The sequence below is a fragment of the Magnetospirillum moscoviense genome, assembly GCF_001650635.1.
GTDB lineage: Bacteria > Pseudomonadota > Alphaproteobacteria > Rhodospirillales > Magnetospirillaceae > Magnetospirillum > Magnetospirillum moscoviense.
On sequence record NZ_LWQU01000054.1, the window covers coordinates 1 to 14662 of the forward strand.

At 67.5% G+C, this 14662-nt stretch carries 12 protein-coding genes; 6 read left to right on the plus strand and 6 right to left on the minus strand.

Features of this window, described 5'->3' with window-relative positions; genetic code table 11:
- Window positions 1-77: 77 nt before the first annotated feature.
- The 3 genes from A6A05_RS02795 to A6A05_RS02805 form a co-directional block, all read right to left on the minus strand.
- On the minus strand, window positions 78-2273 hold the full coding sequence (locus A6A05_RS02795; protein WP_068497254.1) for a sensor domain-containing protein: 2196 nt from the start codon (window positions 2271-2273) through the stop codon (window positions 78-80).
- Window positions 2274-2396: 123 nt separating this feature from the next.
- Window positions 2397-5567 (minus strand): efflux RND transporter permease subunit, encoded by a 3171-nt coding sequence (locus A6A05_RS02800; RefSeq protein ID WP_156520865.1) that lies wholly within the window; start codon window positions 5565-5567, stop codon window positions 2397-2399.
- A 5-nt stretch (window positions 5568-5572) separates the two neighbouring features.
- Window positions 5573-6538 carry an efflux RND transporter periplasmic adaptor subunit gene (locus A6A05_RS02805; RefSeq protein WP_156520859.1) on the minus strand — a complete coding sequence of 322 codons (966 nt, stop codon included), beginning with the start codon at window positions 6536-6538 and terminating at the stop codon, window positions 5573-5575.
- A 95-nt stretch (window positions 6539-6633) separates the two neighbouring features.
- Here A6A05_RS02805 and A6A05_RS02810 point away from each other — a divergent pair, with 95 nt between their 5' ends.
- Window positions 6634-6837, plus strand: coding sequence for a YgaP family membrane protein (locus A6A05_RS02810; RefSeq protein ID WP_068497261.1), 204 nt, complete (start codon window positions 6634-6636; stop codon window positions 6835-6837).
- A gap of 100 nt (window positions 6838-6937) precedes the next feature.
- On the opposite strand, the gene A6A05_RS02815 is transcribed toward A6A05_RS02810, so the two are convergent.
- The 3 genes from A6A05_RS02815 to A6A05_RS02825 all read right to left on the minus strand — a co-directional run bounded on the left by A6A05_RS02815 (window position 6938) and on the right by A6A05_RS02825 (window position 9239).
- Window positions 6938-8146, minus strand: coding sequence for a D-alanyl-D-alanine carboxypeptidase family protein (locus A6A05_RS02815; protein ID WP_068497263.1), 1209 nt, complete (start codon window positions 8144-8146; stop codon window positions 6938-6940).
- A gap of 43 nt (window positions 8147-8189) precedes the next feature.
- A complete protein-coding gene (locus tag A6A05_RS02820) occupies window positions 8190-8609 on the minus strand; it encodes a hemerythrin domain-containing protein (protein ID WP_068497265.1) in 420 nt (139 codons plus the stop codon).
- Between the two features lie 111 nt (window positions 8610-8720).
- Window positions 8721-9239 (minus strand): hypothetical protein, encoded by a 519-nt coding sequence (locus A6A05_RS02825; RefSeq protein ID WP_068497267.1) that lies wholly within the window; start codon window positions 9237-9239, stop codon window positions 8721-8723.
- Window positions 9240-9380: 141 nt separating this feature from the next.
- Between A6A05_RS02825 and A6A05_RS02830 the strand changes: the two genes are divergently transcribed.
- The 5 genes from A6A05_RS02830 to A6A05_RS02850 all read left to right on the plus strand — a co-directional run bounded on the left by A6A05_RS02830 (window position 9381) and on the right by A6A05_RS02850 (window position 14650).
- Window positions 9381-10250 carry a DMT family transporter gene (locus A6A05_RS02830; RefSeq protein WP_068497269.1) on the plus strand — a complete coding sequence of 290 codons (870 nt, stop codon included), beginning with the start codon at window positions 9381-9383 and terminating at the stop codon, window positions 10248-10250.
- Between the two features lie 33 nt (window positions 10251-10283).
- On the plus strand, window positions 10284-11021 hold the full coding sequence (locus tag A6A05_RS02835) for a FadR/GntR family transcriptional regulator (RefSeq protein ID WP_068497272.1): 738 nt from the start codon (window positions 10284-10286) through the stop codon (window positions 11019-11021).
- Window positions 11018-12265, plus strand: coding sequence for an MFS transporter (locus A6A05_RS02840; RefSeq protein ID WP_156520860.1), 1248 nt, complete (start codon window positions 11018-11020; stop codon window positions 12263-12265). The genes A6A05_RS02835 and A6A05_RS02840 overlap by 4 nt, the downstream gene beginning before the upstream one ends.
- 117 nt (window positions 12266-12382) lie before the next feature.
- Window positions 12383-13828, plus strand: a complete 1446-nt coding sequence (gene pyk / locus A6A05_RS02845; protein ID WP_068497277.1) for a pyruvate kinase — start codon at window positions 12383-12385, stop codon at window positions 13826-13828.
- Between the two features lie 135 nt (window positions 13829-13963).
- Window positions 13964-14650, plus strand: coding sequence for a cytidylate kinase-like family protein (locus tag A6A05_RS02850; protein ID WP_068497280.1), 687 nt, complete (start codon window positions 13964-13966; stop codon window positions 14648-14650).
- Window positions 14651-14662: the final 12 nt, after the last annotated feature.

Consider the following 14662-nt stretch of genomic DNA (forward strand, 5'->3'; position numbering starts at 1 on the left):
GCGGAAAGCTTGCTTGAGCACGGGGTTTCCAAACAAAATCGGGGAAAAGTACACCGAGGCGAAGCCGAGGGACTTTTTCATGGGGAACGGTTCAGCAACCGGCCGAATTCGGCGGCCGGTACCGCCTTGCTGTAGAGGAATCCCTGGGCCTCGATGCAACCCTCGGCCCGCAGGAAGTCGCGCTGGCGCTCGGTCTCGACCCCTTCGGCGATCACCGCCAGGTTCAAGGATTCCGCCAGGCCGATGATGGCGCGCACCACCGCCTCGGCGCCGTGGCCGGAATGCAGGTCCATGATGAAGGACCGGTCGATCTTGATCATGTCGAAGGGGAAGGCGCGCAATTGGCCCAGGCTGGAATAGCCGGTGCCGAAATCGTCCATCGACAGCCGGACGCCCTGGTCCTTCAGCCGGCTCAGGATGGCGGCGGCGGCGGCGGTGTCCTTCATCACCGTGCTTTCGGTCAGTTCCAGGTCGAAGGCCAGGGAATCGGTGCCCCAGCGGGCCATCGCCGCTTGCACCTGCCGGACCAGGCCGGGGTCGTGGAACTGGCGGGCCGACAAATTGACCGAGATGCGCAGGCGCCGTCCGTCGGCGGTCCAGTCCCGGCCCAGGCGGCAGGCCTGGTCGATGACCCAGCGGCCCAACGGCAGCACCAGACCGGTTTCCTCGGCGACCGGGATGAAGCGGTCCGGCGACACCATGCCCAAGGTCGGGTGGTGCCAGCGCAACAGGCCTTCGGCGCCGATGATGGTGTCGGTGAATAAATTGACCTGCGGCTGGAAGAACAGTTCGAACTCGTCGTTCTCCAGGGCGCGGCGCAGGTCGCGTTCGACGGTCATGCGCTCGCAGGCCTGGTCGTTCATCTCGCGGGTGAAGAACTGGAAGGTCGAGCGCCCGGATTCCTTGGCCCGGTACATCGCGGCGTCGGCATGCATCAGCAGGTCCTGGCCCGAGGTGCCGTCGCGGGGCGACAGCGCCGCGCCGATGCTGCAGCCGACCACCAGCTCCTGGCCATCGACCTCGATGGGCGCGCTGACATCGACGATCAGGCGCCCGATGATGTCGGCGACGACGTTTTCCGATTCGGGGGCGACCAGCAAGATGGCGAATTCGTCGCCGCCCAGACGGGCGACGGTATCGCCGGCCCGCACCGCCTTGGCGATGCGCTGGGCCGTGGTCTGCACCACCTTGTCGCCGGCCGCATGGCCCAGCGTGTCGTTGATCACCTTGAAATGGTCGAGATCGATGAACAGCAGGCCGATCAGGGTTTCGGTGCGCCTGGACTGCGCCAGGGCCTGGGTCAGGCGGTCCTCGAACAGGAAGCGGTTGGCCAGGCCGGTCAGGGAATCGTGGGTGGCCTGGTGTTCCAGCTGCCGCTCATAATTCTTCTGGGCGCTGATGTCTTGCAGCGTCTCGACGGCGCCGACCACGCGCCCGTCCAACCCGCGCAAGGGGGCGGCGGTGAAGTAAAGCCAGCGGGCGCCGCCACGGCAATAGGGGAAATGGTCGATGGCTTCCCAGGCGCCGTCGATCAGCTCCGACGGCTTGTACTTGCCGTCGTAATGGGTGGCGACCTTGGATTCGGTGTCGGAAGCGACCACCAGATCGGCCATCACCGGCCGGGCCTCGGGATAGAACGGCCGCCACTGGTCGCTGGTGCCGACCATCTGTTCCTTGGACAGGCCGATGATCGCCTCGCAGGCCTTGTTCCAATGGGTGACCTTGTGGTCCTCGTCGATGACGAACATCGGCACCGGGCTGCCCTCGACGATGGCGGCCAGGCGGTGTTCGCTTTCGCGCAGGGCCTGTGCGGCCCGCTTCTCGGCGGTGATGTCGCGCAAGGTCTCGATGGCGCCGACCACGGTGCCGTCGCAATCCGTCAGGGGCGCCGCCGTGAAGGACAGCCATTTGCCGCCGCCGGGGAAATGGGCGAAGAAATCCTCGGCCTCCCAGGCGCCGGGGACGGTCACCGAGCGACGGCACTTGCCGCCGTAATAGGTATCGACCTGCTCGGCCAGGATGCCATCGACGATCAGGTCGGCCATCACCGGGCGTTGCTTGGCGTAGAACGGCGCCCACGACCGGTCGGTGCCGATGACCGCCGAGGCCGGACACCCGGTCACCGCCTCGCAGGCGGGGTTCCAGTGGGTGACGCGGTGATTGGCATCGATGACGAAGGTCGGGACCGGCGTGCCGTGGACAATCTGATGGACCCAGTCGTCGGACTGTTCCGGTACGGACAGGGGCACCCCGTCACCATGGGGCTGGATCATGCAGTCATTTGCTCCGGGATCGCCGCGGGTGCCGGCGACTGTGCTCATCGCCGGGAGCATACGGTGATGACCCGATGGGATGCAACATTTACAAGGCATTCACCCCGGTTAATTCCCGTCCGATCAGGCCGGCGGTAGAGCCCGGCCGTCGTCGCGCAACCAAACATAAAGGGCCGGTATGACCAGCAATGTCAGCGCGGTTGACGAGGCCAGGCCGAACACCAGACTGATGGCCAGACCCTGGAAGATCGGATCGGCCAGGATGAAGGCGGCTCCGATCATGGCGGCGGCGGCGGTCAGGGCGATGGGCTTGAAGCGGGTGGCCCCGGAATCCAGCACCGCCTGGCGGATCGAGGCGCCCTCGGCCAGCCGGTGACGGATGAAATCGACCAGCAGGATCGAGTTGCGCACGATGATGCCGGCCAGGGCGATGAAGCCGATCATCGAGGTGGCGGTGAAGGGCGCACCGAACAGCATGTGGCCGATGACGATGCCGATCAGGGTCAGGGGCACCGGCACCAGGATCACCAGCGGCAGGCGGAAGCTGCCGAATTGGGCGACCACCAGCAGATAGATCCCTAGGATCGCCACCCCGAAGGCGGCCCCCATGTCGCGGAAGGTGACATAGGTGATTTCCCATTCGCCGTCCCACAGCAGGGTCGGCTTCGATTCGTCGGCCGGCTGGCCGTGATATTTGATGGTGATGTCGCCTGCCAGTTTGTCCTCGACGGCGAACATGCCGTAGATCGGCGCCTCGGTGCGGCCGGCCAGCTCGGCGGTGACCATTTCGGCGAAGCGGCCGTCACGGCGGAAGATCGGCGGGCTGGCGGCTTCATAGCTGACCTCGACCACGTCGCCCAGTTCGACAGTGCCCTTGCGGGCAGGGACCGGGGTGTTGGCCAGCAATTCGCCGGGATGCTTGTCGCCCGGGGCCAGGGCGATGACGATGTCCTTGGGCACCGCCCCTTCGCCGCGATGGGAATAGCCGACACGGATGCCGCCCATCAGGGCCTGGATGGTGTCATAGACCGCCTGCTGTTCGACCCCGAAGAATTCCAGCCGTTCCTGATCGATCGAGACGTGCAGGCGCAGCCACGGCGCCGCCAGCGAATCATCGACATCGACGACGAAATCGACCTGGCGAAAGGCGTCGCGGACCTTGGCGGCGGCGGCGCGCCGGGTCTCGGCATCGGGGCCGTAGATCTCGGCCAGCAAGGTGGCGAGAACCGGCGGGCCGGGCGGGACCTCGACCACCTTGACCGAGGTGCCTTCGGGGACGTCCAGGCCCTGCAGGCGGGCGCGGACATCCAGCGCGATGGCGTGGCTGGCCCGGTCGCGGTCGTGGCGGCTGGTCAGGTTCAGTTGCAGGTCGCCCAGCTCGGGGCTGGCCCGCAGGAAGGAATGGCGGACCAGGCCGTTGAAGTTGAACGGCGCGGCGGTGCCGGCATAGGACTGGATCGACACCAGCTCGGGCAGGGATGCCAGGCGTCCTGCTGCGGCCAGCAGGGCGCGGTCGGTGTCCTCGAAGGTGGCGCCCTCGGGCAGGTCGATCACCACCTGCAGCTCGCTTTTGTTGTCGAACGGCAAAAGCTTCACCGTCACCGCCTTCAGCGGGAACATGGTCATGGCCAGCACGGTGGCGATGGTGACCCCGGCCAGCAGCTTCTTGGACGGCGAGCGGCCGTTCAGCAGCGGCCGGGCCAGGCGGCGATAGAAGCCTTCCAGCCGGTCGGCATGGCCGTGATGGGTGGGCGCGCTGGCGCGGCCAGCGATCTTCAGCAACAGCCACGGCGTGATGATGACGGCGACGAAGAACGAGAACATCATCGCCGACGAGGCGTTGGCCGGGATCGGGCTCATGTACGGCCCCATCAGGCCCGAGACGAACATCATCGGCAACAGGGCGGCGATGATGGTCAGCGTGGCGACGATGGTGGGGTTGCCGACCTCGGCGACGGCGGCGATGGCGGTGTCGGCACGGTCGGCGCCCGGTTTCAGGCCCCAATGGCGGACGATGTTTTCCACCACCACGATGGCGTCGTCCACCAGGATGCCGATCGAGAAGATCAGGGCGAACAGCGACACCCGGTTGATGGTGTAGCCCAACAGCCACGAGGCGAACAGGGTCAGCAGGATGGTCGAGGGGACCACCAGGGCGACCACCAGTCCCTCGCGCCAGCCCAAGGCCCAGGTGATCAGCACGACGATGGAAAGCGTGGCCAGGCCCAGATGGAACAGCAGCTCGTCGGCCTTGTCCGACGCGGTCTCGCCGTAATTGCGGGTGGTCTTGATGGCGATCTCGGCCGGCACCACCCGGCCCTGGATGGCGGTCAGGCGTTCGGTGATCTGGTCGGCCACCAGCACGGCGTTGGCCCCGGCCCGCTTGGCGATGGCCAGGCTGACCGCCGGCACCCGGGTCAGCGTGCCGTCGGCCGCCCTTTCCAGGTGCCAGGCGCGCTGCTCGCGGTGTTCGGGGCCGATCACCACGCGGGCGACGTCCTTGACATAGACCGGGCGGCCGTCACGGGCCAGCAGCAGCAAATTGGCGATTTCCGGCACGCCCTTCAGGGTCTGGCCGCCGACCACCGGCAGGAAGCGACCGGCCTCGCGCACGGCTCCTGCCACGAACGAGCGGTTGGCTGCCTCGATCTTGGTGACCAGCTGGTTCAAGGTGATGCCGTAAAGGGCCAAGGCCTCGGGGTCGGGCTCGATCCGGATCTGGTCCTTGCGGCCGCCGACCACATAGGTCAGGCCGACATCCTCGACCTTGACCAGTTCCGAGCGCAATTCCTCGGCGATGCGGAACAGGGCGGAATCGTCCCAGCGGTCGGCCGCCTCGGGCTTGGCCGACAAGGTCAGGACGATGATGGCGACGTCGTTGATGCCGCGGCCGACGATCAGCGGCTCGCGGATGCCGGTGGGCAGGCCGGTCAGATTGGCGCGCACCTGTTCGTGCACCCGCAAGATGGCGGCATCTTCCGAGGTGCCGACCTTGAAGCGGGTGGTCACCACCACGCGGTCGTCCCAGGTCTGGGAATAGACATGCTCGACGGCGTCGATGCCCTTGACGATGGTCTCCAGCGGCTTGGTGACCAGCTCGGCGGCGTCGGCGGCCTTCAGGCCGCCGGCCTCGATGATGATGTCGACCATCGGCACGCTGATCTGCGGCTCTTCCTCACGCGGCAGCGCGGTCAGGGCGATCAGGCCGACCGCCAGCGCCGCCAGCAGCAGCAGGGGCGTCATCGGCGAGCGGATGAAGGCGCGGGCAAGCTGCCCCGACAGGCCCAGCTTCATGGCGCTCACCACGTCACCACATCGCCGGATTTCAGGCCGCTCATCACCTCGATCCCGTCGGCGGTGGGGGCACCCAATTGCACGGCGACGGCGCCGACACCCTTGACGGTGACCAGATCGACGCCCATGCGCCGGCTGATCGCTTCACGCGGCACGATGATGGCCGGGCGCTTGCCGGTGGAAATGTGGACCGGCACCCGTTCACCGACGAAGAAGCTGTCCAACCCCTCGACGGCGACATCGGCGAAGACCCTTCCGTCCTCGATGCGGGGATAGACCTGGCGCACGGTGCCGGGGCGCAGGGCGGCGTCGGCGGCGCCCAGGGCGCGGGCGCCGACCTCGACGGAATCGCCTTGCTTGATGAAGCGGGCGTGGCGTTCCGGCAGGGCCAGACGCAGCACGTAATTCTCGGCGGCGATGGTGGCGATGGTCTCGCCGGGCAGCACGACGCTGCCCTCGGTGACGTGGACCTTCAAGACCCGGCCGGCCTTGGGCGCCAGCACCGCGCCCTCGCCCGAACGCTCGGCCGAGACCTGGACCTCGGCGCGGATGGCGGCGATGGCCCGGTTGGCCACTTCCAGGCGCGTCGCGGCGTCCTCGACTCGGGCCTTGGTGGCGGCCCCCTTGGCTAACAGGTCCTGGGCCCGGCGATGCTCGATGGCGGCCAGGTCGCGCTCGGCCTCGGACGCCTTCAGCTTGGCGGCGATGCCGGCGGTGGTCAAAGCCAGCTTGGGGTCGCCCACGGCGGCGATGCGCTCGCCGGCCTTGACCTGCGTTCCCTCGTCCACCAGCAGGGCCGACACCGTTCCGCCGATGCGGGCGCGGGCCAGCACCTCATCGACGCTTTCGACGGTGGCGAACACCGCCTTGACATCGTCCAGGGGCCGAACCTCGATGGTCGCCTCGCCGGCCAGGACGGGGCTTGCGGCGCACAGCAGCACCAGGGCGGAAAGACGGGCGAGGGCGGGCATGGCGGACTCTTTCGCGAAGGGTTCCCTTGACATATATATTAGCTTGCGCTAATTTTCAAGCAATACACGACCCATTTGGCAAATAAGGATAAACCATGAGCATCGATCGCGTCGTCTTCGCTTTTGCCGGCACCGTCATCCTGATCAGCCTGGGTTTGAGCCAGGTTCATTCGGTCTATTGGCTGCTGATGGTGGCCTTCGTCGGCGCCAACCTGCTGCAGGCGGCCTTCACCGGCTTCTGCCCGCTGGCGATGATCCTGAAGAAGTTCGGCGTCAAGCCGGGCTGTGCCTTCGAGTAAGGGTCTAACGCGGGGGTGATTTGGCCAAATCACGCCCCGCGCGGCGGCCATTGCGGCCGCAGCCAAGCCGCCGGAGGCGGCGCCCGGCGAGGGGCATGATTTAGCGCGCCGCGTACATCCGCCAACGGCGCTCGGTGTCGATGGCGCCTTCGACGGCGGTGGGCGACAGGGTCAGGCAGCGTTCCTCGCCGTGCTGGCGCAGGCGCAGGCAGGCGGGGACGGCCTTTTCCTCTTTCAGCCCGGTGATCAGGCCGCGATAGCGCAAGCCGCCATCGAACGGACGAACCGTCACGATCGGGGTGCCGCCGGCCAGTTCCGCCCGCAGGGCCTTGGCCTCGCGCGCCAATTCACGAGCCACCGTGGCGCGGTCGCGTCCGAACGCCACCTCGATGGCCCAGCCGGCCGGCGCCTTGGGCAGGGCAAAGCTGTCGCCCGGCACGCCGCCCCGGCAGGAATCCGACGACAAATCGGGGGCCGGTCCCGGCAGGTTGGCCAATTGCACCAGCGCCGTGCCTTCCGTCGCGCCATTGAAGGCGCGGTCCATCAGCCGGGCGGCCAGGGCCAGGCGCTGTTCCTTGCTGGCCGCGCCCATCACCACGGCGATGGCCTGGCGACCGCCCCGGCTGGCGGCGGCGGTCAGGTTATAGCCGGCCGGACAGGTGAAGCCGGTCTTCATGCCCTCGGCGCCTTGATAGGCGGTCAGGAAGCCGTTGAGTGTGGGCAGGCGGTTCTTGCGCCATTCGACCTCGCGGGCGGAAAACAGCGACCAGCGGTCGGGGAAATCGCGCTTCAAAGCCAGGGCCAGCAGGGCCATGTCGCGGGCGGTGGTCAGGTGGCCGGCGGCGGTCAGGCCGGTGGCGTTGGCGAAGCGGGTGGCGTTCATGCCCAGGCGGGCCGCCTCGCGGGTCATGCGGGTGGCGAAAGCCGGTTCGGACCCGGCCAGATGCTCGGCCACCGCCACCGCCGCGTCGTTGGCGGAACGGACCACCACGGCGCGCAGCGCCTCGGCCAGGGTCAGCGTCTGGCCGGCCTTCAGTCCCAGCACCGAGCCGCCCTGGGCGGCGGCGGCGTCCGAAACCGTCAGACGGGTGTCGGGCGATACTCTTCCGGCGGCAAGCTCGGTGAAGGCGACATAGACGGTCATCAGCTTGGTCAGCGACGCCGGGTGACGGGGCTGGCCGGCCCGGTCCTCAAGCAGCACCCGTCCGCTGCCCGCGTCGATGACCAGGGTGGCGGGCGAATGCTGCTCGGCGGCGCGGGCGGGCGTCAGCCACAGGGCGATCAGGGCAAGGGCGGCAAGCTGTCTCATGGGGGGCGGATGACACCATCTTCGCCCCCATAAGGCAAGGGGATCAGGCGGCCTTGTCGACCAGGGCGTAAAATTCGGCCTCTTCGCGGGCGACCCGCGCCTTCAACCGGGTCAGCATGTCGCGGCTGGCGGTGACGAAGCCCACGGGGTCGCGGGCGATGGCCAGCGGGCCGGGCCACGCCTTCTTGTAGGTGTCGAAATCCTGGCCCAGATCGCCCATCTCGGCCTGGAAGCGCCGCGCGGTGTCGCGCACCTTCAGGTCGGCGTGGGCCAGGCAACTGGGGTAAAGGGTGTTGTCCTCGATGGCCAGGTGGACCGAGAATTTGCCGAACAATTCGCGCACCACCGTCGCGACGGCGGCGGGATTGTCGGCGATGGCCGCAGCGTCCAGGTGGGTTTCCAGCCGGGCGGCGATGGCGCGCAAATCGTCGTGATGCTTGCGGTAGGTGTCGGTCTTGGGCATGGCGGACCTCGTTTCGTTGTGGTTCGCCGTTAATATCCGACAACGCAGCTGCGATAATTGACGCCAGTCAAGCGGACTGGTGCCGATAAAGCCGCATCAATCCGCTTGGCTTTAGAAGCGATAACCCACACTGACCATGGTCAGCCAGTTGTCCAGGCTGTCGGCCTCGGTCCATTGATAGCGGGTCTCGATCCCGAAGATCGCGTTGCCGACATAGGAATGGGCCGAACCGCCCAATTGCAGGCCCAGCGTATCGTCGAGATTTTTGCCGTCGGCCCACACCCAGCCCAGGCCGGGACCCAGTCCGATCCACAGATTGGGCCTGGCTTCCACCATCCAATGGACATTCCACTCGGCGCTGTTCAGTTCCAGCCCGTCCTGGTCGGAATGGTTCCACGAGAACATGTGGTGCAGTTTGCCGTAGGTGGGGGCGAAGCCCAGATTGTCGATGGCGAATTCCGCGCCGAAGGCCGGTCGGCCGTTGGTGCCGGAATTGTCGATTTCCCACCAGCCGCCCTTGGCGGCGACCGACGGGTTGGCGTTGGTGCCGATATCGTCTTGGGCGATGGCCGGACCGGCAGCCGTCAAGGCGATCAGGGCGGCGATCAAAGCTTGAAATAAGCGGCGCATGGCATCCTCCCTCGGAAGATGGCCGTCTATCCCATATGGTACTCCGATCGCCGGATTTCAGGCCGGCAGCCTTTGCATTCCAGCCCTGTCGGTTCGTTATTGGACTGCCGGGCCAAGGGCGTTCGTGCTATCAGCGAAACCATGGAAACCACATCGTCCCGGTTGGGCTTCGCCGCGCTGATCTTTGGGGCTGGCTGCATCGGCTTCGCGCCGATTCTGGTGCGGCTGTCCGAGATCGGACCGGTCGCCACCGGCTTTCATCGCCTGCTGTGGTCGCTGCCGGTGTTCGCCCTGGTGGTGGCGTGGCAACGCCGGCCCCTGCCGGGCGAGGCCACGGCCTGGGGTGGCATGGCGGCGTCGGGATTCTTCTTCGCCGCCGACCTGACGGTGTGGCACCTGGGGATCTGGCTGACCACCATCGCCAATGCCACCTTGTTTTCCAATACCGCGCCGGTCTTCGTGGCGATCGGCGCCTGGCTGGTCTGGGGCCAGGCCCCCAACCGCCGCTTCCTGGCAGCCCTGGTGGTGGCGATGGCCGGCGCCGCCTTGCTGGTCGGCTCGAGTTTTCGCCTCTCGCTCGACCGCGTCGCCGGTGACGGGCTGTCCCTGCTGTCGGGGGCCTTCTATGGCGCCTATATCCTGAGCGTCGGGCGCCTGCGGGCCAGGCTGTCGATGCCGCTGGTCATGCTGGCCGGCGGGGCGGCCGGCTCGGTGGTGGCTTTCGCCGCCGCCCTGGCGCTGGGCGAGTCCATCTGGCCCGAGACGGCGCGCGGGTGGGCGGTGGTGGTCGGGCTGGCACTTCTGGGCCAGGTGGCCGGGCAGGGATTGATCGCCTGGGGGCTGGCCCATGTGCCCTCGACCCTGGGGGCGGTGGTCCTGCTGGTCCAGCCGGTGGTCGCCGCCGCCGTCGCCTGGATCTTGTTCGGCGAACGGCTGGGGGCGATGGAACTGACCGGCGGCCTGGTGGTCCTGTTCGGCATTCATCTGGCCCGAAGGTCCCTGCGGGCTTGACAGTCGGGCGCCTGCGTCGGCACCATCAATGGTATGACCAGAACCAATGCTGCCACCGCCGAGGCCCGCGTCCGTATCTCGGATCGTGTCGCCGATCAGATCCTGGCCCGCATCGCCTCGGGCGAGTGGGCGCCCGGCCAACGCCTGCCGGGCGAGCGCCAGTTGGCCGAGGAGATGGAGGTGTCGCGCGTGTCGGTGCGCGCCGCCCTGCAGGGGTTGAAGACCCAGGGCTTTCTGGCCGCCGTCCAAGGTGGCGGGACCCGGGTGGTGTCGAACGCCGCCAGCATGGACCCCAGCCTGGCCGAGTTGATCCGGGTCAACCACCAGAACCTGGCCGACCTGGCCGAACTGCGCTGCATCATCGAGGTGTGGGGCGCCGGCCGCGCCGCCAGCAACGCCACGGCGGCGCAGCGGGCCGAGCTGTCGGCGATCATGGACAAGATGGAAGCCGACATCGCCGCCGGTAAGCACAAGACCGAGAACGACATCCGCTTCCACCTGGCCATCGCCAAGGCCGCGGGCTCGGCGGTGCTGATGCATGTGATGGGGACCTTCCGCGGCATCTTGCAAAAGATGCTGGACGTCCATCGTTACGAGATGTTCCCGACCCAGGCCGACGACCAGACCATCCTGACCCATCACCGCGCCGTCCATGACGCCATTCTGGCCGGCGACAGCGAACGGGCGAATGCGGCGATGCGGACCCATCTGGATTGGGTGGTCGCCGCCTATCGCGACGAACAGGTCCGCAAAGGCAGCGATCCGTCGTGACCGCGCCTCGCGCGTTGCCCTGGGCGATGTGGGCCCTGGGTGCCGGCTATTACTGCTATGGCTTCTTCCAGCGGGTGGCGCCCGCGGTGATGGTCGACCAGATGATGGCCGAGTTCCAGGTCGGCGCCGCCATCGCCGGCATGCTGTCGGGCCTTTATTTCTACACCTACGCGCCGATGCAGATTCCCATCGGCCTGCTGTTGGACCGCTTCGGACCCCGGCGGATGCTGGCGGTGTTCGCCGCCTTTTCATGCGTCGGCAGCGCCCTGTTCGCCAGCGCCGACAGTGTGACCGCCGCCTATCTCGGGCGCGGCCTGGTCGGGGTCGGCGCCGCCGTCACCTGGGTCGGCGCCCTGAAGCTGGCCTCGCTGTGGTTCCCCGCCGACCGTTTCGCCATGATCACCGGCCTGACCCTGGCCATGGGCATGGCCGGTGCCGTCGGCGCCCAGGCGCCCCTGGCGGCGGCGGTCGCTTCGGTGGGGTGGCGCGGCACCATGTGGGGGGCGGCGGTGGTCGCCGGACTGCTGGCATTGGTGCTGGCCCTGTTCGTGCGCGACGGTCCCAACGGCCGGCGCTCTGCCGCCGGGGCGCCGTCGCTGCTTGACGGTCTGCGCCGGGTGCTGGCCTTGGGCCAGACTTGGCTGCTGGGGCTTTATTCGCTGACCATGGCCGCGCCGATGCTGTCCTTCGCCGGCCTGTGGGGCGTGCCGTTCCTGATGCAGGTGCATGGCACCAGCCGGGCCGAGGCCGCCTTCACCACCTCGGCGATGCTGGTGTCGTGGGGGATCGGCTCGCCGCTGACCGGCTGGATTTCCGACCGCATGGGCCGTCGCAAGCCGGCCCTGGTGGCGGCCGCTGGCCTGTCGCTGGTCTTCACCATCGCCGCCCTGTACCTGCCGGGGCTGCCGATGCTGGTCCGCCAAGGGCTGCTGTGTCTGTTGGGCATGGCCTCGTCGGGCTTCGTGCTGTCCTTTGCCACGGGGCGCGAGAACGTGCCGGTGTGGGCCTCGGGGGCCGCCTTGGGGGTGATCAACACCGCCTCGATGAGTTCGGGCGCCATCTTCCAGCCCTTGATCGGCTGGCTGCTCGACCTTAGGTGGGAAGGAATGGTGATCGCCGGCAGCCGCGTCTATGGCGCCGCCGCCTGGGAGATGGCGTTGGCGACCCTGCCGGCCTGTCAGGCGGTGGCGCTGGTGGCCGCCCTGGCCACGCGCGAGACCTGGTGCCGGCACCCCGAACGCTGACCCACCCCGTGGGGGATGGGGGAAAACCGTCATACCGGGGCGGTTTGCCGGGGGCGCCGGCTCTGCTATGGTGCCGCGCGACAACAAGATGGCCCTGAAACGACTACGGATATCGTCATGCGCAGGTCACGAAACGCCAAAATCATTGCCACCCTGGGGCCGGCCAGTTCGACCCCGCAGGCCATCGAGGGGCTGTTCATCGCCGGCGCCGATGTCTTTCGGCTGAATTTCAGCCACGGCAGCCACGCCGATCACCAGGAACGCTACAACGCCATCCGCGCGCTGGAAAAGGAACGCGGGCGCCCGATCGGGGTGCTGGCCGACCTGCAGGGGCCGAAGCTGCGCGTCGGCAATTTCGCCGATGGCAAGATCCGGCTGGAAAACGGCGACGCCTTCCGCTTCGACCTGTCGTCCGAACTGGGCACCCAGGAGCGGGTGTCGTTGCCGCACCCGGAAGTTTTCGCCGCCCTGACCGTCGGCACCGACCTGCTGCTGGACGACGGCCGCTTGCGCATGCGGGTCGAACATCACGGTTCGGATTTCGCCGAGATGCGGGTGCTGGTGGGCGGCGACCTGTCCAACCACAAGGGCGTCAACGTCCCCAATGTCATCTTGCCGATCTCGCCCTTGACCGATAAGGACAAGCTGGATCTGGACTTCGCCGTCGACATGGGCGCCGACTGGATCGCGCTGTCGTTCGTGCAGCGCCCGTCCGACGTCCTGGAAGCGCGCAAGCTGATCAACCGCAAGGTCGGCAATCGGGTCCGCCTGCTGTCGAAGCTGGAAAAGCCGTCGGCGATCGAGCACCTGGCCGAGATCATCGACCTGTCCGACGCGGTGATGGTGGCGCGCGGCGATCTGGGCGTCGAATGCCCGGCCGAGACCGTGCCGATCCTGCAAAAGAAGATCGTCAAGGCCGGTCGCTGCGCCGGCAAGCCGGTGGTGGTCGCCACCCAGATGCTGGACAGCATGGTCCACGCCCCCACCCCGACCCGGGCCGAGGCGTCCGACGTCGCCACCGCCGTCTATGACGGCGCCGACGCCGTGATGCTGTCGGGGGAAACGGCGGCGGGCGATTACCCCATCGACGCCGTGACCATGATGCACCGGATCATCGTCCAGGTGGAAAAGGACGACCATTACCGCCTGATCACCGACGCCTCGCGCTCGCTGCCCAACGCCACCACCCGCGACGCCATCTCGGCCGCCGCCCGTCAGGTCGCCCACACCCTGGGGGCCGCCTGCATCATCACCTATACCGCGTCGGGCTCGACCACGCTGCGCGCCGCCCGTGAACGGCCGGAACAGCCGATCGTGTCCCTGACCCCCAACATCGAGGTGGCCCGCCAGATGGCTTTGGTGTGGGGCGCGCATTGCGTGCTGGGGCCGGAAGTGCGCAATGTCGGCGAGATGCTGGAACGTGCCGCCAAGGCGGTGCAGAAGGACGGCTTCGCCGGCCCGGGCGACAGCATCGTCATCACCGCCGGCGTGCCGTTCGGCTGTTCGGGCACCACCAACCTGCTGCGGGTGGCCGAGATCGACGATACCGGCGAAGGAGTCTAAATCTCGGGGGAAAGGTCACCGAGGCGAAGCCGAGGGACTTTTTCCCGAACAACGGTATGGCCGCCCTGCGTTGATGCCGCTTCCTGCACCCCAGGCCCAGGCGTATGATGGGCTTGTCAGGTGAGGGAGGCGAATATGTCCAATATCCTCTCTGTTATATCGGCCATGGCCGAGGTGGCGACGGTCACCCACGAGGAACCGACCACCCGCAAACCGAAGCAACCGGTCGTCACCATCTCGCGCGACTATGGGTCGGGCGGCGACATCATCGCTACCCGTCTGGCTCAGCGCCTGAGCATTCCCCTGTATGACGAGACGGTCTTGAAGGAAATCGCCGTCCGTTTGAACGACGATCCGGCCATCGTCAAACTGCTGGACGAAGGGTTCGGCAAGGCCAAGGACATGTGGCTGTACCGCCTGTTCTCGGGCAAGGATGTCGGCCCCGACGCTTATCGCGACACCTTGATCAAGGTGGTGATGAGCCTGGGCCGCATGGGCGGCATCCTGGTCGGGCGCGGCGCCCACGTCATTTTGACCGACGCCTGCGCGCTCAGGGTCCGGATCACCGGCTCGCCCGAAGTGTGCGCGCGCCGCATGGCCGCCTCGGGGCACGGCTCGTTCTCCGAGCAATTGGCCAAGGCCAAGGAAATCGACCATCAGCGCGGCAAGTTCGTGTGGGAGGTCTTCCACTCGCGTCTGTCGGATTCCAGCGCCTTCGACATCAACATCAACACCGACCGCATGGGCGATTTCGAGGATGTGGTCGACATGCTGATGGGCATGGCCAAGGCCATCCATTCCGGCCGGGTGTTGGCGTTATAGGCGTCCGTGCAA

Bases quoted from the DNA above. Each gene is read 5' to 3' on its own strand.
- pyk (WP_068497277.1), top strand. From the start codon at position 12,383: ATGCGCAGGTCACGAAACGCCAAAATCATTGCCACCCTGGGGCCGGCC.
- A6A05_RS02830 (WP_068497269.1), top strand. From the start codon at position 9,381: ATGGAAACCACATCGTCCCGGTTGGGCTTCGCCGCGCTGATCTTTGGG.
- A6A05_RS02825 (WP_068497267.1), bottom strand. From the start codon at position 9,239: ATGCGCCGCTTATTTCAAGCTTTGATCGCCGCCCTGATCGCCTTGACG.
- A6A05_RS02850 (WP_068497280.1), top strand. From the start codon at position 13,964: ATGTCCAATATCCTCTCTGTTATATCGGCCATGGCCGAGGTGGCGACG.
- A6A05_RS02805 (WP_156520859.1), bottom strand. From the start codon at position 6,538: ATGCCCGCCCTCGCCCGTCTTTCCGCCCTGGTGCTGCTGTGCGCCGCA.
- A6A05_RS02815 (WP_068497263.1), bottom strand. From the start codon at position 8,146: ATGAGACAGCTTGCCGCCCTTGCCCTGATCGCCCTGTGGCTGACGCCC.
- A6A05_RS02820 (WP_068497265.1), bottom strand. From the start codon at position 8,609: ATGCCCAAGACCGACACCTACCGCAAGCATCACGACGATTTGCGCGCC.
- A6A05_RS02800 (WP_156520865.1), bottom strand. From the start codon at position 5,567: ATGAAGCTGGGCCTGTCGGGGCAGCTTGCCCGCGCCTTCATCCGCTCG.
- A6A05_RS02835 (WP_068497272.1), top strand. From the start codon at position 10,284: ATGACCAGAACCAATGCTGCCACCGCCGAGGCCCGCGTCCGTATCTCG.
- A6A05_RS02795 (WP_068497254.1), bottom strand. From the start codon at position 2,273: ATGATCCAGCCCCATGGTGACGGGGTGCCCCTGTCCGTACCGGAACAG.
- A6A05_RS02810 (WP_068497261.1), top strand. From the start codon at position 6,634: ATGAGCATCGATCGCGTCGTCTTCGCTTTTGCCGGCACCGTCATCCTG.